The sequence below is a fragment of the Variovorax paradoxus NBRC 15149 genome (assembly GCF_001591365.1).
Taxonomy (GTDB): Bacteria; Pseudomonadota; Gammaproteobacteria; order Burkholderiales; family Burkholderiaceae_C; genus Variovorax; species Variovorax paradoxus.
The window spans coordinates 86,600-106,848 of record NZ_BCUT01000001.1; the positions used below are offsets into that span (position 1 = coordinate 86,600).

Here is a 20,249-nt window from a genome sequence, read left to right on the forward strand (position 1 = left end):
AAGGTAGTGCGGATCGGCCTCAGCAGGTGCCGATCACGTAGTAGTCGGGGCCGGTCTGCTTGAGCGTGGTGGTCACGTAGACGTTCCACAGGCCCATCGACTGCCCCGAGCCATAGGCATAGGTGAGGCCCCACAGCGCATAGGCGCGGCCCGCCACGGTGTGCGCGTAGTTGCTGGCGGTGTAGCAGGTTCCGCCGCCACCGCTGCCAGCGAGCGTGGTGCCCGTGGCCGCGGCCGACATCGCGCCTTGCGCATTGCCGGCGTCCAGCGCCGCCACGGTCCAGCTGTAGGTGGTGGACGGGGCCAGGCCGGTGTCGGTGTAGTTGGTGCCGGCCACCGGCGCCGCGTTGACCTTGCTGCCGCCGCGGTAGACGTTGTAGCCGCTCGCACCCGAAACGCCAGCCCAGCCGATCACCATGCTGCTGCTGGTCGCGCCCGAGGTGCCTACGCCGGTGGGCGCGGGCAGCGACGAGCCGCCGCCGGAGCCGGTCACGCGGTCGACCATGGCCTTGAGCGCCGCCATCTGCGGGCCCGACTTCTTTGCGTAGTTCGCGTTGTCGTAGCCCCACCAGTCCCAGCAGCTGTTGGTGGCGGCGGTGCTGGTCTGCGGATAGATCAGCACGATGTTGTTGGTGTCGGCCCAGCGGTTGTAGCCGGTCTTCTTCACGTACTGGTCGCCCACGTCGGTGTAGTTCTGCTTGCAGCCATGCAGCACCAGGTGCACGCGGCATGACGCGGTGGTGCAGGCCTGCGGCACGTAGATCCAGCCGGTGGCCGCCACGCCGTGGCCGGTGATGAATTCCGACTGGTTGAACTCGGTGAAGCTGCCGCCCAGCGTGCCGTTGTTGCGCGGGTTCAGCGGACCGTAGAGCTGCGTGAGGATCTCGCCCGCCAGGTCGAAGCCGCAGTTGTTGATGTAGGGCGCGGCGGTGGTGCTGCAGGCGCCGCCATAGTCGTCGGTGACCATCGCGTGGCCGGCGCCGATGTTGTTCCGGTAGACCGTGTTGGCCGCGGGCACGAAGCTCTGGTAGTAGGTCTTGAGGTCGTCCATCACCGCGGGCTTGACGGTGTTGTCCGAAGTGCCCGAGAACAGGTACACCTTCGAGCCCGCCATGTTCGACACCGGGTCGATCGCGCCACTGGCGGCCCAGCTGTTGGTGGTGCTGACCAGTGTCGACACCGGAATGCTGCTGCCGTGCGCCATGCAACGGCCGGTGGCGTTGAGCACCGAGCCTTCGGCGCAGTAGTACGGTCCGCCGGCCACCACGCCGGCACCGCGCTTGAAGGTGGCCGAATAGGCCACGTGCAGCTGCACGGCCATGAAGCCGCCCGCCGAGAGGCCGGACACGCTCACCTCCGCCGGGTTGGCGCCCAGCGACGGCAGTGGCACCGCCGCCGTCGCAGCCTGCCCTGCCGCCATCGTGATCGCCGCAGCCGCGGCCCATCCCTTCCAGTTTTTCCATCGCATCATCGCTGTCTCCTTCTGTTGTAGGTCTATCGAACGCTTGCTGGATTGCTGACGAATCGGCCACTGGGCGCGCAGGCTGGCGCTTCGCCCGGCGGCCATGCCGGGGCGAATTCGCACGAATTGAAAGGGCGAGCCCTACCTCTTGTTCTTGATGGGAATGTCCATCTCTTCAGGCTTGATCTCGCGCACGAGCTCCGGCACGCCCCAGGCGAAGGCCGGGTCGGCCTTGATCTTGAAGTGGTACATCGACTGCATCGCCTGGTGGTCTTCCTTGCGGAAGGTCATCTTGCCCTTGGGCGTGTCGAAGCTCATGCCTTCCATGGCGCCGATGAGCTTGTTGGTGCCGGTGTCGCCGCCCGTCTTCTTGAGCGCTGTGACCACCGCCATTGCGGCCGAGAAGCCGCCGGCCGTGAAGAAGTCCGGCGGTGCCTTGAACTGCTTGTAGTGCGCGGCCACCAGCGCCTCGTTGACGGGGTTCTTCGGGATGCCGAAGTAGTAGTAGGCCGCGCCTTCCATGCCGGGCAGGTTCTTGTAGGCCGCCATGGCCGGCAGGATGTTGCCGCCGGTGGCAATCTCGATGTCGTAGCGCTTCAGGTCGAGGTCGACGATCTTGAACGGGTTGCCCGCGCCGGCCCAGACGATCCAGATGATCTTGCGGCCCGGCTGGTCCTTGAGCTTGTCGATCAGGCGCTGCGCACCGGCCGTGAAGTCGGTGGTGGCGGGCGGCAGATACTCCTCGTGCACCAGCTTCGCCTTCTTGAGCGCGGCACCGAAGGCCTTCACGCCATCGCGGCCGAAGGCGTTGTCCTGCGCCAGCGTGGCCACGGTCACGCCGGGCTTGTCGATGGCCACCGCGTTGCTGATCGCGTCCTGGCTCGAATTGCGTCCGGTGCGGAAGATGTACTTGTTCCACTTGTCGCCGGTGATCGAGTCGGCCACCGCGGGCTCCACGACCAGGATCTTCTTGTATTCCTCGGCCACCGGCAGCATGGCCAGCGCCACGCCCGAAGCCGTGGGGCCCACGGCCAGCGCGGCCTTGTCGTCGGAGTACGCGGCAGCGAGCAGCGACTTGCCCAGGTCGGGCTTGCCCTGGTCGTCCTTCTCGATGACCACGAGCTTCTTGCCGTTGACCATCATCGTGCCGCCGGTGGCGTAGTCCAGGCCCATCATCAGGCCGGTCTGGGTCTGCTTGCCGTAGGCCTCGAGCGGACCGGTCTTGCTGTAGATGTGGGCGATGCGGATTTCGTTGGACTGGGCCCAGGCGGGGGCTGCGGCGGCGCCGGCGGCGAGTGCAGCCAGGGCGACGAGGTGGCGACGGTTCATTCTGTGTCTCCTGAAATAGGTGACTGAATATTGCACACTTCGTGCCATCTGCTAACCCCTTGATACCAAACGCTTCTTCATTGGGAAGATGCGCCTTTCGACTGAATTCAGAACACTTGGAGTGTATGAATTTCAATCAACTGTCTATTTATCGGTCAGGGTTTTCTCGGAGGCCTGGCGCGCCGCGATCCAGCTCTGGAACTGGCGTTCGGCCTGCATGCGGAACTCGTTGCGCGCATGGTTGCAGGCGGCATGCGCGAGCCGGCGGTGCTTCTGCGATCGCACGCCGCCGAGCGTCGAATCGACCAGGTGCTCGATGGTCGCGGACTCGGGCCGGCCGTGCGGTTCCTCGAAGTCCATGGCCAAGCCGCACCAATGGCAGTTGGGGCCGAAGGTGGAACGCAGGGCGCGCACGCTCACGGGTTCGCTCGCTCCGGGCCGATGCGGCGCGCGAGGCTCGGCGGCTTCACGCCGGCCGCTCCTGGTTCGTCATGCGCTCGTAGAGCGTGGCGCGCGAAATGCCGAGCAGCCTCGACGTGGCCAGCTTGTTGCCGCCGGTGGCCGTGAGCGCCGCGGCAATCGCCTTGCGCTCCAGCTCGGCCACCTGCTGCGCGAGCGGCCGCAGCAGCAGCGCCTCTTCGTCGGCGTCGTGCGCGCTCTGCAGCGTGGCGGGCAATTCGATCTGCTCCAGCCCGGCTTCGCGCAGGATGCGCTCGAGCTGCGCGGCGTCGATGCGCTGCGAGTCGCTGCGCATCGTGACCTGCTCCAGCACGTTGCGCAGCTCGCGGATGTTGCCGCGCCAGTGCTGGCCGGCCAGCAGCGCGAGCGCATCGGGCGTGAGCTCGGGCGGCGCCTCGCCGCTGCGCAGCGCCATGTCTTCGCCCAGCGCCTCGACCAGCGCCGGAATGTCGCTGCGCCGCTCGCGCAGCGGCGGCACGCGCAAGGGCAGCACGTTGAGGCGGTAGTACAGGTCTTCCCGGAACTGGCCGCGGCGCACCAGCTCGGGCAGGTCGCGCGAGGTGGCTGCGATCACGCGCGCATCGAAGGGCACCAGCTTGTTGGAGCCGAGCGGTTCGATCTCGCCCTCCTGCAATGCGCGCAGCAGCTTGGCCTGCAGGCCGAGCGGCATGTCGCCGATCTCGTCGAGGAACAGGCTGCCGCCGTCGGCCAGCTTGAACTTGCCCTCGCGCCCTCGCCTGTCGGCGCCGGTGAAGGCACCCGGCGCGAAGCCGAAGAACTCGGCCTCCAGCAAGGTGTCCGGCACGGCCGCGATGTTGACGCTGACGAACTGCCCCTTGGCCCGCGCCGAGGCTGCATGGATCGCATGCGCAAGCAGCTCCTTGCCGGTGCCCGTCTCGCCCAGCAGCAGCACCGGGCTCGTGGACTGCGCGGCGCGGCGCGCATGGCGCTTGACTTCCACCGCGGCCGGGCTGCTGCCGATGAAGCTGGCAAAGGTGTACTTGGAGCGGCGCTGCCCGTCGGCCGCGTGCTGGTAGAGCGGGTTGTTGCGCTGGGTGGCGAGCTCGCGCCGCGCGTCGTCGAGGTCGCGCTGCAGCAGCGCGAACTTGCTGATGAGCGGCTGCAGCGTGGTCTCGGGCTGGTCGAACAGCACGATGCCGATGGCGCCGATGACTTCGCCCGCCTGCCCCGCGCGCCCATCGCTCTCGGCGCGCAGCGGAATGCGGCTGACCACGAAGGTGCCCGCCTTGTTGTCGAGCAGGTCGACCAGGATCGGCTCGCCGGTCTCGAGCACGCGCCGCATCTGCGTGTTGGGAATGACGTCCTCGACCATGTGGCCCAGGAACTGGTCGATCGACGAAAAACCCAGCGCCGGCAGGAAGCGGCGATAGCCTTCGTTGACCCACACGATGCGCCCGCTGCGGTCCACCAGGAACATGCCCTGGCTGATGCTCGAGAACAGATGGAACATCGAGCGCGCGGCCAGCGCAAGAATGCTTTCGGCATCCAGAGGCAGGGCGGGCGACGCGGCGGCGGGCGGAACGGCGGACATGGGCGGATCGTAGCGCGCCTCATTCGGCCGCTCGCCGGGGCCGCTTGCGGCGGCATCGATGCGGCCGGCGGAAATGCGTCAAAAGCACATTCGCCGCCCATGCGAAGAAAGCCCTCATCCCGCCATAAGTAAATCAAACGTTTGATTTGCTGCATGGTCTAATCGCCGGCATGAGCGCCTCCGCCCTGCAAGCACTTTCCGCCCGCGCACCGCGCAGCGACGGCGTCGAAGCACGCCAGCGCCTGCTCTACGCCGCCCTCGCGCTGTTCGCCGCCAACGGCTTCGCCAAGACCTCGACCCGCGAGATCGCGCGCGCCGCGGGCGTGAACATCTCGGCCATCAGCTACTACTTCGGCGACAAGGCCGGGCTGTATGCCGCCACCTTCGGCGAGCCGATGGGCGGCAATGCGGGCGATTTCATCTCGCTCTATGCCGCGCCCGAGCTGCCGCTGGAAGAGGCGCTGCAGATCTTCTTCACGCGCATGATCGAGCCGCTCAAGCAGGGAGAGATCGTGCGCCAGTGCATCCAGCTGCACCTGCGCGAAATGCTCGAGCCGACCAGCCAGTGGGCCGAGGAGATGGAGCGCGACATCAAGGGTCCGCACAATGCCATTGCGCGCATCCTGTGCCGGCGCCTGGGCCTCGCGCGGCCCGACGACGACGTGCACCGCCTGAGCTTTGCCATCACGGGCCTGGCGATGCAGCTTTTCGTGAGCCAGGACCTCGTCGAGGCGATACGCCCCTCGCTGCTGAACACGCCGCGCAGCGTGGACACCTGGGCGCAGCGCCTCACGGGCTATGCCGTTGCACTGGTCGAGGCCGAAGCCCTGCGCCGCCAAACCGCCGCCAAGCCCGCGGCCGCGCCCGCCCGTTCCGGGAGAAAGAAGACATGAGACGACTCCGATCGATTGCCGCCCTTGGCCTGGCGCTGGGCCTGGGTCTCGGCCTTGCGGGCTGCGGCCTGACGCGTCCGCCGGCTGCGGTCGAGGCGCCCTTCCCGGCCCAATGGCATGCACCGCTGCCGCACGGCGGTTCGCTGGCCTCGTTGGCCGACTGGTGGCGCCAGCTGGACGATCCGCTGCTGGTCGAGCTGATTGCCGCGGCCGAGGCCGCAAGCCCCAACCTCGCCAGCGCCGCGGCGCGCGTGGCCGAGGCGCGCTCCACGCGCGTGCAGGCCGGCGCGGCGCTGCTGCCCAACCTGGACGCTACGGCATCAGCCAGCCGCGGCGTCTCGGGCTCCTCCTTCGGCTCGGGGGGCGCGGCTTCCTCGTCCAGCAGCAGCACGGCTGCCATCGCGCCACTCACCACGCTGCAGGCCGGCCTGCAGTCCAAATGGGAAATCGACCTGTTCGGCCGCCTGCGTGCCGACCGCGATTCGGCCGAGCAGAAGCTGAGCAGCGCCACCGCCAAGTGGCACGAGGCCCGCGTGGCCGTCGCGGCCGAAACGGCCAACGCCTACTTCGCCGAACGCGCCTGCCAGCAGCAGCTGCGCGTGTCCGAGTCCGACGCCAAGTCGCGCGGCGAAACCGCACGCCTCACCGACCTGTCGGCGCGCGCCGGCTTCACCGCGCCGGCCGATGCCGCGCTCGCACGCGCCAGCGCCTCGGACGCCTCGGGCCGCCTGACCCAGCAGCGCGCGGTGTGCGCGGTGCAGCGCAAGGCGCTGGTGGCGCTCAGCGGCATCGACGAACCCACGCTTGAACGCAAGCTCGCCGCCTCGCCCGCGCAGCGCACGCTGCCCGCGGTTGGCAGCATCGCCAGCGTGCCGGCCGAGGCGATCTCGCAGCGGCCCGACGTGTACGCAGCCGAACTCGGCGTGGCGTCGGCCAGCGCCGACGTGGGCTCCGCCGAGGCCGAGCGCTATCCCAGGCTCAGCATCTCGGGCTCGATCGGCCGCATGCAGATCCGCACCAGCGGCTTCCGCGAGTCGCTCGACACCTGGACCATCGGACCGGTCTCACTCACCGTGCCGCTGCTCGACGGCGGTGCCCGTGCGGCCAACAGCGACGCGGCCAAGGCACGCTACACCGAGGCCGTGTCGCTCTACCGCGCGAACGTGCGGCAGGCGGTGCGCGAGGTGGAGGAAGCGCTGGTCAACCTCGAGGCCACCGATGCGCGCGCAGCCGATGCCGATGCTGCGGTGAAGAACTACCAGGCCTCGTTCGACGCCACCCAGGCGCGCTACCAGAGCGGCCTGGCCAGCCTGTTCGAGCTCGAGGATTCACGCCGCACGCTCTTTGCCGCGCAGACCGCGCGCGTCTCGCTGCAGCGCGAGCGCACCGAAGCCTGGGTGGCGCTGTACCGCTCCATGGGCGGCGGCTGGACCCGCCCCGAATCGCCCTCAATGACTTCCAACCCGGCCGCCAAGGTCGCGACGTCGCCATGAAAAGAATCAAACGCTCCACCCTTGCCATCGCGCTGCTGGCGCTGGTCGTCATCGTCGCCGCGGCCGTGTGGCTGACCCGCAAGCCCGCGAACGAAGCCGGCACGCCGGCCGCCGCCAAGGGCAAGGCCGCCACGCCCGCCTCCCGGCCGACGCTGACCGTGACCGTGGCCAAACCCGAAGCCACCGAGCTGACGCTCACGCTCGCGGCCAACGGCAACGTGGCGGCCTGGCAGGAGGCCAGCGTGGGCTCCGAGTCCAGCGGCCTCCGGCTTGCCGAGGTGCGCGTGAACGTGGGCGACGTGGTGAAGAAGGGCCAGCTGCTGGCCGTGTTCTCGCCCGAGACGGTACGCGCGGACATCGCGCAATCGCGCGCCTCGCTCGCCGAGGCCAGGGCCACCGCGGCCGATGCCGCGGGCAACGCGGCGCGCGCCCGCACGCTGCAGGCCACCGGCGCGTTGAGCCAGCAGCAGATCAACCAGTACCAGACGGCCGAGCAGACCGCCAAGGCGCGCGTCGAGGCCGCCGAAGCCGTGCTTGCCGCGCAGGAAGTGCGCGGCCGCAACACGCAGGTGCTGGCGCCCGACGACGGCGTGATCTCCTCGCGCACCGCCACGGTCGGCAGCGTGGTGCCCGCCGGCACCGAGCTGTTCCGCCTGATCCGCCAGGGCCGGCTCGAATGGCGCGCCGAAGTCACCTCGGCCGAGCTCAGCCGCATTGCCGTGGGCACCACCGCCTTCGTGGTGAGCGCGAGCGGCGCACAGGTGCGCGGCAAGGTGCGCAGCATCGCGCCCACGGTCGATCCGCAGACCCGCGCGGCGCTGGTCTATGTCGACCTGCCGAACGTGCAGCAGAACACCGGCATCAAGGCCGGCATGTTCGCGCGCGGCGACTTCGAACTGGGGCGCAGCTCCGCACCCACCGTGCCGCAGAGCTCTATCGTTCCGCGCGACGGCTTCAACAACGTCTTCGTGCTGCAGCCCGACAACCGCGTGGTGCAGTTGAAGGTGCAGACCGGCCGCCGCGTCGGCGAGCGCGTGGAGATCACCAGCGCGCTGCCCGAGGGCGCGCAGATCGTGGTGCAGGGCGCGGGCTTTTTGAACGACGGCGACCTGGTGCGCGTGGTGGCGCCGCCGGCGCCGGCAGCCGCAGGCGCCCGGCCCGCCGCAGCGCCGGCCTCGGCCGCCGCGCGTGGCCAGGGCAACGGCGAAACGAGGGCACGCCCATGAACGTCTCCGCCTGGTCCATCCGCAACCCGATTCCGGCGGTGATGCTGTTCGTGCTGCTCTCCTTCGGCGGGCTGCTGTCCTTCAACGCCATGAAGGTGCAGAACTTTCCGGACATCGACCTGCCGACCGTGACCGTCTCGGCCTCGCTGCCCGGCGCCGCGCCTTCGCAGCTGGAGACCGACGTCGCGCGCAAGCTCGAGAACTCCATTGCCACGGTGCAGGGCCTCAAGCACATCACCACCAAGGTGCAGGACGGCGCCGCCACGCTGATCGTCGAGTTCCGCCTCGAGAAGCCGGTGCAGGAAGCCGTGGACGACGTGCGCTCCGCAGTGCAACGCGTGCGCGCCGACCTGCCGGCCGACGTGCGCGACCCGGTGGTCACCAAGCTCGACTTCGCGGCGCAGCCGGTGCTGGCCTTCACCATCGCCTCGTCGCGCATGGACGCCGAGGCGCTGAGCTGGTTCGTGGACAACGACATCACCAAGAAGCTGCTCGCGCTGCCCGGCGTGGGTGCGGTGAACCGCGTGGGCGGCGTCACGCGCCAGGTGCACGTCGACCTCGATCCGGCCAAGCTGCAGGCGCTGGGCGCGTCGGCGGCCGACATCTCGCGCCAGCTGCGCCAGGTGCAGACCGAAAGCGCGGGCGGCCGCATCGACCTGGGCGGCAGCGAGCAGCCGGTGCGCACTCTGGCCACCGTGCAGTCGGCCGACCAGCTGGCCGACATGCAGATCGCGCTTTCCGATGGCCGCCGCATCCGGCTCGACCAGGTGGCGCGCATCAGCGACACCATCGCCGAGCCGCGCGCCGCGGCGCTGCTCAACGGCAAGCCGGTGGTCGGCTTCGAAGTGGCGCGCAGCCGCGGCGCGAGCGAGGTCGAGGTGGGCCGCGCGATCCAGAAGGCGCTGGCCGAGCTGCGCGCGCAGCGCCCCGACATCGAGCTGACCGAGGCCTTCAATTTCGTCGAGCCGGTGGAAGAAGAGTACGAAGGCTCGCTGCACCTGCTGTACGAGGGTGCGATCCTGGCCGTGATCGTGGTGTGGCTGTTTTTGCGCGACTGGCGCGCCACTTTCGTCTCGGCCGTGGCGCTGCCCATGTCCGTGATACCGGCCTTCATCGGCATGCACCTGCTGGGCTTTTCGGTCAACGTGATCTCGCTGCTCGCGCTCTCGCTGGTGGTCGGGATATTGGTGGACGATGCCATCGTGGAGGTGGAGAACATCGTGCGCCACCTGCGCATGGGCAAGTCGCCCTACGAGGCGGCCATGGAGGCGGCCGACGAGATCGGGCTGGCGGTGATCGCCACCACCTTCACGCTGATCGCGGTGTTCCTGCCCACCGCCTTCATGAGCGGCGTGGCCGGCAAGTTCTTCAAGCAGTTCGGCTGGACGGCCTCGCTGGCGGTGTTCGCTTCGCTGGTGGTGGCGCGGGTGCTCACACCGATGATGGCGGCCTACATCCTCAAGCCCGTGGTCGGTGCCGAAAAGGAGCCGCGCTGGCTCACGGCCTACATGCGCGCGGTGGAATGGAGCACGCACCACCGCTTCAAGACGATGGTGCTCGCCACCCTCTTCTTCTTCGGTTCGCTGGCGATGATTCCGCTGCTGAAGACCGGCTTCATTCCGCCCGACGACAACTCGCAGACGCAGATCTACCTGTCGCTCGCGCCCGGCTCCACGCTCGCGCAGACCACCGCGGCCGCGGAGGAAACGCGCCACCGCGTGATGAAGATCGACCATGTGCGCAGCGTCTACACCACCGTGGCCGGCGGCAGCGCGGGCGGCGATCCGTTCGCCAACTTCGGCACGCCCGAGACGCGCAAGGCCACGCTCACCATCAAGCTCGACGAGCGCGGCGACCGGCCGCGCAAGCAGGTGATCGAGAACCAGATCCGCGCCGCGCTCGAAACGCTGCCCGGCGTGCGCAGCACCGTGGGCCTGGGCGGCTCGGGCGAAAAATACATCCTCGCGCTCACGGGTGAAGACCCCGCCGCGCTGGCCAGCGCCGCCAGCGCAGTCGAGAAAGACCTGCGCACGGTGCCCGGCCTCGGCAACATCACTTCCACCGCAAGCCTGATCCGCCCCGAGATTGCCGTGCGCCCCGACTTCGCGCGCGCCGCCGACCTGGGCGTGACCAGCTCGGCCATCGCCGAGACGCTGCGCGTGGCCACGCTGGGCGACTACGACCAGGCGCTGGCCAAGCTCAACCTCGCGCAGCGGCAGGTGCCGATCGTGGTGAAGCTGGAGGACTCGGCGCGGCAGAACCTCGACCTGCTCGGCCGCCTCTCGGTGCCCGGCGCGCGCGGCCCGGTCATGCTGAGCCAGGTGGCCTCGCTCACGATGGAAGGCGGCCCCGCCGTCATCGACCGCTACGACCGCTCGCGCAACGTCAACTTCGAGATCGAGCTGTCGGGCGTGGGCCTGGGCGATGCCAAGACCGCGGTCACGGCGATGCCCTCGATCCAGAAGCTGCCGCCCGGCGTGCGCGTGACCGAGGTGGGCGACGCCGAGGTGATGACCGAGCTGTTCAACAGCTTCGGCCTTGCGATGCTCACGGGCGTGCTGTGCATCTACATCGTGCTGGTGCTGCTGTTCAAGGATTTCCTGCATCCGGTGACGATCCTCTGCGCACTGCCGCTGGCGCTCGGCGGCGCCTTCGTGGGCCTCCTGATCGGGCAGAAGGCGCTGTCGATGCCCTCGCTGATCGGCCTGATCATGCTGATGGGCATTGCCACCAAGAACTCGATCCTGCTGGTGGAATACGCCATCGTGGCGCGCCGCGACCACGGCATGAGCCGCTGGGACGCGCTGCGCGACGCCTGCCACAAGCGCGCGCGGCCCATCATCATGACCACGCTGGCCATGGGCGCCGGCATGCTGCCGATTGCGGTGGGCCTTGGCACCGCGGATTCAAGCTTCCGCTCGCCGATGGCGATGGCGGTGATCGGCGGGCTGATTACTTCTACCGTGCTGAGCCTGCTGGTGGTGCCGGCGGTGTTCACTTATGTGGACGACATCGAGCACTGGATGCGGCGGACGGTGCGGAAGCTGCGGGGGCAGCCGGCTGATCCGCATATTGATGATGATCTGGTGGAGAGGTCGGCTGGTTGATTCGGCTTCCTCGGTCTTCTTGACGCTTGCCTGGTGTTTTTTTCCCGGGGCCGGGTCTCGCCCCGGCGGGCGACCTACTTTTCTTTGCTTCGCCAAAGAAACGTAGGCAAAAGAAAGGCGACCCTACTGTCTGCGTCCCTCCGCTTCGCTACGGGCAACCTGCGGTGCTCGATTCCGGCGGGGGTCCGCAGAACTCGCTTCGCTCAAACAGCTGCGGCCCTGATCCCGCCTCCATCTGCGCTCCTCGGCGCATACAGAAGGGGTGGGAGCGGGCGGCCTTCGCTTCGCTCGGCCCCAATACCAACAGCCAATACCAGCAGCCAATCCCAACCACTGCGGCGCGCAGCGCCGCAGTGGCTTGGTGGCCGAGCGAAGCAAAGGCCCGTTCGGTTCCCAAGCCCCTCTGTATGCGCCGAGGAGCGCAGCGTTTCGCGGATCAGGGCTCGCCCTTGTTTGAGCGAAGCGAGTTTGGGCGAGACCCCGCGAAACGCGAGCACCGCAGGTTGCCCGCAGCGAAGCGGAGGTCGCAGACAGTGGGGTCGCCTTTCTTTTGCCTACGTTTCTTTGGCGAAGCAAAGAAAAGTAGGTCGCCCGCCGGGGCGAGACCCGGCCCCGGAAAAAAATCAACCCACGTCGCCCCAAAAAAACCCCTATCGCCCTTATCCAGAATAAGCATCCAACCGCCCGCAAACCCGCATGAACACTGAAGAATAAGCTTATCCGCATAAAGCCCGAACCAAAAAATAGTTTGCTTCCATAAGCCCCGGTTTCAGAATCTCCGCTTCTTGCTGGGGCGCCCCGTTGTACGTGCGGCACCGCACTTCTTCAAGATCACACGCACGATGTACCAATACACAGAATTCGATCGCCAGTTCGTCCATCAACGGGCTGCCCAGTTCAGAGACCAGCTCGAGCGCTGGCAGAAGGGCCGCCTGCACGAAGACGAGTTCCGTCCGCTGCGGCTGCAAAATGGCTGGTATGTGCAGCGCTATGCGCCGATGCTGCGCGTGGCCGTGCCCTACGGCGAGCTTTCGAGCCGCCAGCTGCGCGTGCTCGCCCGCATCGCCCGCGAGTACGACGAGCCCGAAGCCGAGGTCTACCGCAAGGCCGTCGAGACGCAGGGCCTGCTCGGCAGCCACAAGCTGCCCACGCACTACGCCCATTTCTCGACGCGCCAGAACGTCCAGTACAACTGGATTCCGCTGTCGAAGTCGGCCGACGTGATGGACCTGCTGGCCTCGGTCGACATGCACGGCATCCAGACCAGCGGCAACTGCATCCGCAACATCACGAGCGACGAGCGCGCCGGCATCGCGGTCGACGAGATCGCCGATCCGCGCCCCTACGCCGAAATCATGCGCCAGTGGAGCACGCTGCATCCTGAATTCGCGTTCCTGCCGCGCAAGTTCAAGATCGCCATCACCGGCGCCGCCGAAGACCGCGCCGCCACCGGCTGGCACGACGTGGGCCTGAAGCTCGTGAAGAACGAAGCGGGCGAGATCGGCTTCCGCGTGCAGGTGGGCGGCGGCATGGGCCGCACGCCGATCATCGGCACCGTGCTGCGCGAGTTCCTGCCGTGGCAGCAGATCATGAACTACCTCGAAGCGGTGATCCGGGTCTACAACCGCTATGGCCGCCGCGACAACATCTACAAGGCGCGCATCAAGATCCTCGTGAAGGCCGAAGGCCAGCGCTACATCGACGATGTCGAGGCCGAGTACAAGCAGATCATCGAGCACGACGGCGCGCCGCACACCATCACGCAGGAAGAGTTCGACCGCGTCGCCGCCTCCTTCGTGCCGCCGACGCTCGCCACCCGGGTGCTGCAAAGCGCCGAGAAGACCGACGCCGAGCTGCGTGCCCACGCCGCCGACGACGTCATGTTCGCGCGCTGGCTGGCCCGCAACGTGGCCGCGCACAAGAACCCCGCGCTGCGTGCCGTGACGCTCTCGTTCAAGCGCCTGAAGCAGGCGCCCGGCGACGCCTCGGCCGACCAGCTCGACACGCTCGCCGAACTGGCCGACCGCTTCTCGGCCGGCGAAGCCCGCGTGACGCACGACCAGAACATCGTGCTGCCCTGGGTGCATGCCGAAGACCTGCATGCGCTGTGGCTTGCCGCCCGCGCGGCCGGCTTTGCCAGCGCCAACGTGCACCTGCTGACCGACATGATCGCCTGCCCCGGCGGCGACTTCTGCGCGCTGGCCAATGCGCGCTCCATTCCCATTGCCGAAGCCATCACCGAGCGGTATCAAGACCTCGACGAGCTCGACGACCTGGGCGAGATCGACCTGCACATCAGCGGCTGCATCAACTCCTGCGGCCACCACCACAGCGGCCACATCGGCATCCTGGGCGTCGACAAGGACGGCAAGGAGTGGTATCAGGTCACCCTTGGCGGCTCCGACGGCTCGGCCCTCAGCGGCACGCCGCAGGCCGGCAAGGTGGTCGGCCCCTCGTTCTCGGCGGCCGAAGTGCCGGGCGTGATCGAGGCCGTGCTCACCACCTACCGCGACACCCGCGAAGGCGGCGAGACCTTCATCGACACGCTGCGCCGCGTCGGCCACGACCCGTTCAAGGCCGCGGCCAACGGTGCGCGCTTCAAGGTGGAGGAAGCAGCATGAACCGGCGCCTCAACATCCTTGCCGCCGAAGAGCATGTCGACGACGGCGACCCGAAGGTGCTGCAGCTGCCCAACGATGCCGATCCGCTCGCCATCGAGGTGTGCCTGGAAGACATCGAGCGCATCGACCTGAACTTTCCGAAGTTCACCGATGGCCGCGCCTACAGCCAGGCCTTTTTGCTGCGCCGCCGGCTCGGTTTCAAGGGCGACATCCGCGCCACCGGCGACGTGCTGATCGACCAGCTGGTGCAGATGGAACGCACCGGCTTCTCGAGCGCCGTGCTCAAGGAAGGCGTGGACGCCACCGACGCGCAGCGCCAGTTCGACCGCTTCTCGGCCTTCTACCAGGGCGATGCAATAAAGCCCGCGCCGCACTTCGCGGCCGGCACCTGAGCCCGCACGGAACCATCGACATGAGCATCGCCACGAACATCGACTTCGCACGCATCAACGCCGAACTCGGCCGCAACGCCGAGGGCCTGGTGGACTGGGCCATCGGCCTGGGCCAGCGCGCGATCGTCACCACCAATTTCCGCCCGTTCGAGGCGGTGATCCTGCACATGGTCACGCGCGCCAAGCGCGATGTTCCCGTGGTCTGGATGGACAACGGCTACAACACCGAGGCCACCTACCGCTTTGCCGACGAGGTGACCAAGCAGCTGGGCCTGGACCTGCACATCTACCTGCCGCGCCGTTCGTGTGCGCATCGCGAAGCCGTGGACGGCCCGACCCCGGCGCTCGACGATCCGCGCCACGCCGCCTTCACGGAAGAGGTGAAGCTGGAGCCCTTTGCCCGCGCGCTGCGCGAGACGGCGCCGCAGGTCTGGTTCACCGCGCTTCGGGCCACCGACACGGCCGTGCGCGCGCAGATGGACCCGGTCAGCGTCAATCCGGACGGCCTGATCAAGGTCGCGCCGCTCCTGCACTGGTCGTCCAAGGACCTGTACACGTACTGCGAAGCGCATGGCCTGCCCAACAACTTCGACTACGTGGACCCGACCAAGGGCGAAGACAACCGCGAGTGCGGATTGCACCTTTCGCACTGAGCGCCCACGCCTCGCCGATCCTCCGCATTCAGCACCCACCCCGATGAACGCCCGTACCGAAACCGAACTGCTGCTGCCGCCCATGCACTCTCCTGCGCGCCTGTCCAACACCCATCTCGATGCGCTGGAAGAGGAAACCGTCTTCATCCTGCGCGAAGTGGCGGCCGCCTTCGAGCGCCCCACCCTGCTGTTCTCGGGCGGCAAGGATTCGCTGGTGCTGCTCAAGTGCGCGGAAAAGGCCTTCGGCGCCGGCCGCATCCCCTACCCGCTCCTGATGATCGACACGGGCCACAACTTCCCCGAAGTGACGGCCTACCGCGACCAGCGCGCGAAGGAACTGGGCGCCGAACTCATCGTGCGCAGCGTCGAAGACTCGATGGCGCGCGGCACCGTGCGCCTCGCGCACCCCGGCGAATCGCGCAATGCGCACCAGTCGGTCACGCTGCTCGAGGCGATCGAGGAATTCCGCTTCGACGCGCTCATCGGTGGCGCCCGCCGCGACGAAGAGAAAGCACGCGCCAAGGAGCGCATCTTTTCGCACCGCGATTCCTTCGGCCAATGGCAGCCCAAGGACCAGCGCCCCGAGCTGTGGACGCTGTTCAACACCCGCCTCGCACCGGGCGAGCACTTCCGCGTGTTCCCGATCTCGAACTGGACCGAACTCGACGTGTGGCAGTACATCGAGCGCGAGCACGTCGGCCTGCCGTCGATCTACTACACGCACAAGCGCGAAGTGGTCGAGCGCCGCGGCCTGCTGGTGCCCGTGACCTCGCTGACCCCGCCGCGCGATGGCGAAACCGTGCAGGTGCGCGACGTGCGCTTTCGCACCGTGGGCGACATCACGACCACCTGCCCGGTCGAGAGCCTGGCGGCCGATGCGGGCGACGTGGTGCTCGAAACGCTGAGCGTCGACGTCAGCGAGCGCGGCGCCACCCGCATGGACGACATGACTTCGGAAGCTTCGATGGAGAAGCGCAAAAAAGACGGGTATTTCTGATGAGCACGACAACGGCAACCCTTGACAACACCGCCCTCCACGGCGACACCGGCACCGCCCTGCGCTTCATCACCTGCGGCTCGGTCGACGACGGCAAGAGCACGCTGATCGGCCGCCTGCTGGTCGACAGCAAGACCGTGCTGCAGGACCAGCTCGCCGGCGTGCAGCGCGGCGGCGAAACCGACCTGGCCCTTTTGACCGACGGCCTCTCGGCCGAGCGCGAACAGGGCATCACGATCGACGTGGCCTACCGCTACTTCTCGACCGCCAAGCGCAAGTTCATCATCGGCGACGCGCCGGGCCATGAGCAGTACACCCGCAACATGGTCACGGCCGCCTCGGCTGCCGATGCCGCCGTGGTGCTGGTCGATGCCACCAAGCTGGCCTGGGCCGCCGAAGTGGAAGACGGCACCGTGGTCAAGCGCGAGCTGCTGCCGCAGACCCGCCGCCACACACTGCTGTGCCACCTTCTGCGCGTGCAGTCGATCGTGTTCGCGGTCAACAAGCTCGACGCCATCGACGACGCGGGCCTGGCCTTCGAGCGCATCTCGACCGCGCTCAACGCCTTTGCCGAAGCGGCCGGCGTGCAGGTGGCCGCCATCGTGCCGATCTCGGCGCTCAAGGGCTGGAACGTGGCCACGCGCCATGCCGACTGGGTCGGCTACGAGGGCCCGAGCCTGCTCGAACTGCTTGAGGAGCTGCCGGTCACCGCGCAAGACGAGGACGTGCCCTTCGCCTTCCCGGTGCAGTGGGTCGAGAAGTTCTCGGCCTCGGCCGACACCTCGCAGGGCCGCCGCGTGTTCTGGGGCCGCGTGGCTTCCGGCCATGTGGAACCGGGCCAGCGCGTGACCGTGCTGCCGAGCAACCAGACCGCCACGGTCGCGCAGGTGCTGAGCCACACGCGGCAGCCGAAGGTGGTGCATGCGGGCCACAGCGCCGGCATCGTGCTCGACCGCGAAGTCGACGTCTCGCGCGGCGACTGGCTGCTGGCGCCCGGCGCCTTCGAGCCGGTACGCGAGATCACCGCCACCGTGGCCTGGCTCGACGACGAGCCGCTGGTCGCGGGCCGCGTCTACTGGGCGCTGCAGGGCCACCGCTGGGTCAAGGCCAAGGTGGCGCGCATCGTCGACCGGGTGAACATCACCACGCTCGAATCGGAGCCCGCCACGCAGCTGGAAGCCAATTCCATCGGCGACGTGGTGCTTTCGCTGCAGCAGCCGTTGGCGGTGCTGCCCTTCACGCAATCGCGCGCCCTGGGCTCGCTGGTGCTGGTCGATACGGCCTCCCACAAGACCGCTGCGGCCGTGCTCGTGCAGCCTGCCGCCGCAAAGGCCTAAAATCTGGGGTTTTCCCCGACCTCACACTGACGTTAGAAGACAAATGACCCACGTCGTCTCCGAAGCCTGCATCCGCTGCAAATACACCGACTGCGTGGACGTATGCCCCGTGGATTGCTTCCGCGAAGGCCCCAACATGCTGGTGATCGACCCGGACGAATGCATCGACTGCGCCGTCTGCATCCCCGAGTGCCCGGTCAATGCGATCTATGCCGAGGAAGACCTCCCGGCCAACCAGATCGCGTTCATCAAGCTCAACGCCGAACTCGCGGTGGCCGATGGCTGGAAGAGCATCACCAAGCGCAAGCCCGCGCTGCCCGACGCCGAAGAATGGAAAGACAAGACCGACAAGGTCGGCGAACTGGTCCGTTGAACCCCGAAGGCCGAGCCCCCGTCGAAACCGACGCGCTCATCATCGGCGCCGGTCCGGTCGGGCTGTTCCAGGCCTTCCAGCTCGGCCTGCTCGAGATCTCCTGCCACATCGTCGATGCGCTGCCCGCCGCGGGCGGCCAGTGCGTGGCGCTCTACGGCGGCAAGCCGATCTACGACATTCCCGGCACGCCCGTCACCAGCGGAAGCGAACTCGCGCAATCGCTGCTGAAGCAGGTCGAACCCTTCAGGCCCCAATTCCATTTTGGCGAGCAGGTGGCCACGCTCGAAAGGCAGGCCGACGAGCGGCTGCTGCTGACCACCTCGGCCGGCACGGCTTTCCTTGCCAGGACGGTGTTCATCGCGGCCGGTGTCGGCGCCTTCGTGCCCAAGCGCATCGCGCTCGAAGGCATTGCGCAGTTCGAGGGCCGCTCGCTTTTCTACCACCCCGATTCGCTGGACCGCTTTGCCGGGCAGGCGGTGGTGGTGAATGGCGGCGACGACGTGGCGCTGGCAACAGCCATCGCGCTCGTGGATATTGCAAAGCAGGTCACGCTGGTCCACCGCCGCGACGGCTTCCAGGCCGACGAGGGGCTGGTCGCTTCGATGCGCGCGCTGGTCGCCGAAGGCAAACTCGCGTTCAAGGTCGGCCAACCCACCGCCTTCGACGGCAGGCAACTGCAGATCACCACGCCCGATGCAACCACCGTCGACCTGCCGCTCGACGCGCTGATCGCCTGCCTGGGCATCTCCCCGCGCCTCGGCCCGATTGCCGACTGGGGCCTGGAACTGGAGCGCAAGCAGGTGCCGGTCGACACCGAGAAGTACGAAACCCGCGAACGCGGCGTGTTCGCGGTGGGCGACATCAACACCTATCCGGGCAAGAAGAAGCTCATCGTCTGCGGCTTCCACGAAGCCACGCTGGCGGCCTGGGGCGCCACCGCCATCGTGTTCCCGGGCAAGGCGATTCCGCTGCAGTACACGACCACCAGCACGCGGCTGCACGAGCTGCTGGGCGTGGCTACTTCGCGCTAGGCAGCAGCGCGCGGTATTCGCCGATGAAGCGGCCGATGGCGGCGGCGAACCGGTCGATGTCCGCATCGGTCAGCGGCAGAGACAGCACGATGAAGCCGCGCGGCGAGGCGTAGATGCCCTCGCCCAGCAGGTGGAAGAACAGCAACTGCCGCAGCCGCCCGTCGACCGCCGCCAGGTCGTCCACGCGCCGCACTTCCCCGCGCACGAAATGTGCGTTCATCAGCGAACCGACGCCGGTGAACTGCATTGCCACATCCTCTTTCGCACACAGCGCATTGAGCCGCGCACGCATCGCCTCGCCGCGCTCGGCCAGCCTGCCTGCCGCCTCGGGCGTGAACAGCTTCGTGAGGCCCGCATAGCCGGCCGCCATGGTCATCACGTTGTTGTTGAAGGTGCCCGAATGGGAGAGCGACCCGGTGCGCGGATCGAACTGCGCCATCACGTCCGAGCGCCCGCCGAAAGCGCCGAACGACATGCCGCCGCCGATGTACTTGCCCAGCGTGGTCAGGTCCGACCGGATGCCCAGCTTGTTGGCGAGGCCGTTCGGTGCGAGGCGCGAGGTCATGACCTCGTCGAAGACCAGCAGCGCGCCCACCTTCGTCGCACCCTCGCGAAGTGCTTGCAGAAAGTCGAGGCGCCCCGGAATGCAGCCGCTCGCACCCTGCATCGGCTCGACCAGGATCGCGGCGATCTCCGACCCGTGCTTCTCGATCTGTTCCCTCGCAGCCTGCACATCGTTGTAGGGCAGCACCAGGAAGTCGAAGGGCACGGTCGTCGGCAGCGGCTTGGCGCCGAACCCGAGCACGCCGCCGTGGTAGCCGCCCGAAAACACCACGATCTTCCGCCGCCCCGTGAAGTGCAGCGCGGCCGTGAGCGCCATCAGGTTGGCCTCGGTGCCCGAGTTGGTGAAGCGCAATTGCTCGATCTGCGGAAAGCGCTCGCAGATGGTCTTGGCGAGCCTTCCTTCGAGCAGGTTGTGGCCCGTGAGGTTGATGCCACCCTGCATTGCCTCGACGACGGCATCGCGGATCTCGGGTGCCGAGTGGCCGTAGACGCCGGCCGTGTATTCGGCGATGAAGTCGGCATAGCGGTGGCCGTCGGCATCCCAGAGCGCAGCGCCCTCGCCCTTGGCGATGGTGAGCGGAAACGGCGCATAGAACAGCACCGAGCGGCTGTTGGCACCGGGCATGTAGCGCACCTGCGCCTCGAACTGGCGCCGGCTGGCCGGGTTGGCCTCGGTGAAGCGCTGGAAGGCCTGGGCAAGGGACTGGTCGATTGCGGAATCGCTCATGGAACACATCCTCGAAGTGGCGGCATGCGGATT

Annotated in this window: 16 protein-coding genes; 11 read left to right on the top strand and 5 right to left on the bottom strand. The window is 67.9% G+C overall.

Features of this window, described 5'->3' with window-relative positions; all coding sequences use genetic code 11:
* Nucleotides 1–19: 19 nt before the first annotated feature.
* The 4 genes from VPA02S_RS00435 to VPA02S_RS00450 all read right to left on the bottom strand — a co-directional run bounded on the left by VPA02S_RS00435 (nucleotide 20) and on the right by VPA02S_RS00450 (nucleotide 4,802).
* Nucleotides 20–1,468, bottom strand: a complete 1,449-nt coding sequence (locus tag VPA02S_RS00435; RefSeq protein ID WP_026284325.1) for an extracellular catalytic domain type 2 short-chain-length polyhydroxyalkanoate depolymerase — start codon at nucleotides 1,466–1,468, stop codon at nucleotides 20–22.
* A gap of 135 nt (nucleotides 1,469–1,603) precedes the next feature.
* The gene (locus VPA02S_RS00440; protein ID WP_062361467.1) at nucleotides 1,604–2,791 is read right to left on the bottom strand and encodes a substrate-binding domain-containing protein; all 1,188 of its coding nucleotides are present in this window, start codon (nucleotides 2,789–2,791) and stop codon (nucleotides 1,604–1,606) included.
* Nucleotides 2,792–2,935: 144 nt separating this feature from the next.
* Nucleotides 2,936–3,211, bottom strand: coding sequence for a hypothetical protein (locus VPA02S_RS00445; RefSeq protein WP_018907312.1), 276 nt, complete (start codon nucleotides 3,209–3,211; stop codon nucleotides 2,936–2,938).
* Nucleotides 3,212–3,257: 46 nt separating this feature from the next.
* Nucleotides 3,258–4,802, bottom strand: a complete 1,545-nt coding sequence (locus VPA02S_RS00450; RefSeq protein WP_018907313.1) for a sigma-54 interaction domain-containing protein — start codon at nucleotides 4,800–4,802, stop codon at nucleotides 3,258–3,260.
* A gap of 170 nt (nucleotides 4,803–4,972) precedes the next feature.
* On the opposite strand from VPA02S_RS00450, the gene VPA02S_RS00455 reads away from it, so the two are divergent.
* The 11 genes from VPA02S_RS00455 to VPA02S_RS00505 all read left to right on the top strand — a co-directional run bounded on the left by VPA02S_RS00455 (nucleotide 4,973) and on the right by VPA02S_RS00505 (nucleotide 18,925).
* Nucleotides 4,973–5,695 (top strand): CerR family C-terminal domain-containing protein, encoded by a 723-nt coding sequence (locus tag VPA02S_RS00455; RefSeq protein ID WP_012747523.1) that lies wholly within the window; start codon nucleotides 4,973–4,975, stop codon nucleotides 5,693–5,695.
* On the top strand, nucleotides 5,692–7,188 hold the full coding sequence (locus tag VPA02S_RS00460; RefSeq protein ID WP_012747522.1) for an efflux transporter outer membrane subunit: 1,497 nt from the start codon (nucleotides 5,692–5,694) through the stop codon (nucleotides 7,186–7,188). The genes VPA02S_RS00455 and VPA02S_RS00460 overlap by 4 nt, the downstream gene beginning before the upstream one ends.
* Nucleotides 7,185–8,414, top strand: coding sequence for an efflux RND transporter periplasmic adaptor subunit (locus VPA02S_RS00465; RefSeq protein ID WP_018907314.1), 1,230 nt, complete (start codon nucleotides 7,185–7,187; stop codon nucleotides 8,412–8,414). The genes VPA02S_RS00460 and VPA02S_RS00465 overlap by 4 nt, the downstream gene beginning before the upstream one ends.
* Entirely contained in the window at nucleotides 8,411–11,521 is a 3,111-nt protein-coding gene (locus VPA02S_RS00470; RefSeq protein ID WP_018907315.1) for an efflux RND transporter permease subunit, read from the top strand. Before VPA02S_RS00465 ends, VPA02S_RS00470 begins: the two co-directional genes overlap by 4 nt.
* An 842-nt stretch (nucleotides 11,522–12,363) precedes the next feature.
* A complete protein-coding gene (locus VPA02S_RS00475) occupies nucleotides 12,364–14,142 on the top strand; it encodes a nitrite/sulfite reductase (RefSeq protein WP_018906072.1) in 1,779 nt (592 codons plus the stop codon).
* Complete coding sequence (locus VPA02S_RS00480; RefSeq protein WP_062361470.1) at nucleotides 14,139–14,534, top strand: DUF934 domain-containing protein; 396 nt, start codon at nucleotides 14,139–14,141, stop codon at nucleotides 14,532–14,534. Before VPA02S_RS00475 ends, VPA02S_RS00480 begins: the two co-directional genes overlap by 4 nt.
* A gap of 20 nt (nucleotides 14,535–14,554) precedes the next feature.
* Entirely contained in the window at nucleotides 14,555–15,187 is a 633-nt protein-coding gene (locus VPA02S_RS00485) for a phosphoadenosine phosphosulfate reductase domain-containing protein (protein ID WP_062361472.1), read from the top strand.
* A gap of 43 nt (nucleotides 15,188–15,230) precedes the next feature.
* A complete protein-coding gene (cysD, locus tag VPA02S_RS00490; RefSeq protein WP_062361475.1) occupies nucleotides 15,231–16,184 on the top strand; it encodes a sulfate adenylyltransferase subunit CysD in 954 nt (317 codons plus the stop codon).
* Nucleotides 16,184–17,521, top strand: a complete 1,338-nt coding sequence (locus VPA02S_RS00495) for a sulfate adenylyltransferase subunit 1 (protein WP_018906075.1) — start codon at nucleotides 16,184–16,186, stop codon at nucleotides 17,519–17,521. The genes cysD and VPA02S_RS00495 overlap by 1 nt, the downstream gene beginning before the upstream one ends.
* Before the next feature lie 43 nt (nucleotides 17,522–17,564).
* On the top strand, nucleotides 17,565–17,894 hold the full coding sequence (fdxA, locus tag VPA02S_RS00500) for a ferredoxin FdxA (RefSeq protein WP_012747513.1): 330 nt from the start codon (nucleotides 17,565–17,567) through the stop codon (nucleotides 17,892–17,894).
* Complete coding sequence (locus VPA02S_RS00505; protein WP_062361476.1) at nucleotides 17,852–18,925, top strand: NAD(P)/FAD-dependent oxidoreductase; 1,074 nt, start codon at nucleotides 17,852–17,854, stop codon at nucleotides 18,923–18,925. Before fdxA ends, VPA02S_RS00505 begins: the two co-directional genes overlap by 43 nt.
* On the opposite strand, the gene VPA02S_RS00510 is transcribed toward VPA02S_RS00505, so the two are convergent.
* The gene (locus VPA02S_RS00510) at nucleotides 18,912–20,216 is read right to left on the bottom strand and encodes an aspartate aminotransferase family protein (RefSeq protein WP_062361479.1); all 1,305 of its coding nucleotides are present in this window, start codon (nucleotides 20,214–20,216) and stop codon (nucleotides 18,912–18,914) included. The two genes, VPA02S_RS00505 and VPA02S_RS00510, sit on opposite strands and share 14 nt — an antisense overlap.
* Nucleotides 20,217–20,249 lie beyond the last annotated feature (33 nt).

Coding starts and splice junctions, on each gene's coding strand:
- VPA02S_RS00505 (WP_062361476.1), top strand. CDS start 17,852: ATGGAAAGACAAGACCGACAAGGTCGGCGAACTGGTCCGTTGAACCCC.
- cysD (WP_062361475.1), top strand. CDS start 15,231: ATGAACGCCCGTACCGAAACCGAACTGCTGCTGCCGCCCATGCACTCT.
- VPA02S_RS00450 (WP_018907313.1), bottom strand. CDS start 4,802: ATGTCCGCCGTTCCGCCCGCCGCCGCGTCGCCCGCCCTGCCTCTGGAT.
- VPA02S_RS00495 (WP_018906075.1), top strand. CDS start 16,184: ATGAGCACGACAACGGCAACCCTTGACAACACCGCCCTCCACGGCGAC.
- VPA02S_RS00460 (WP_012747522.1), top strand. CDS start 5,692: ATGAGACGACTCCGATCGATTGCCGCCCTTGGCCTGGCGCTGGGCCTG.
- fdxA (WP_012747513.1), top strand. CDS start 17,565: ATGACCCACGTCGTCTCCGAAGCCTGCATCCGCTGCAAATACACCGAC.
- VPA02S_RS00475 (WP_018906072.1), top strand. CDS start 12,364: ATGTACCAATACACAGAATTCGATCGCCAGTTCGTCCATCAACGGGCT.
- VPA02S_RS00440 (WP_062361467.1), bottom strand. CDS start 2,791: ATGAACCGTCGCCACCTCGTCGCCCTGGCTGCACTCGCCGCCGGCGCC.
- VPA02S_RS00455 (WP_012747523.1), top strand. CDS start 4,973: ATGAGCGCCTCCGCCCTGCAAGCACTTTCCGCCCGCGCACCGCGCAGC.
- VPA02S_RS00435 (WP_026284325.1), bottom strand. CDS start 1,468: ATGCGATGGAAAAACTGGAAGGGATGGGCCGCGGCTGCGGCGATCACG.
- VPA02S_RS00480 (WP_062361470.1), top strand. CDS start 14,139: ATGAACCGGCGCCTCAACATCCTTGCCGCCGAAGAGCATGTCGACGAC.
- VPA02S_RS00465 (WP_018907314.1), top strand. CDS start 7,185: ATGAAAAGAATCAAACGCTCCACCCTTGCCATCGCGCTGCTGGCGCTG.
- VPA02S_RS00485 (WP_062361472.1), top strand. CDS start 14,555: ATGAGCATCGCCACGAACATCGACTTCGCACGCATCAACGCCGAACTC.
- VPA02S_RS00470 (WP_018907315.1), top strand. CDS start 8,411: ATGAACGTCTCCGCCTGGTCCATCCGCAACCCGATTCCGGCGGTGATG.
- VPA02S_RS00510 (WP_062361479.1), bottom strand. CDS start 20,216: ATGAGCGATTCCGCAATCGACCAGTCCCTTGCCCAGGCCTTCCAGCGC.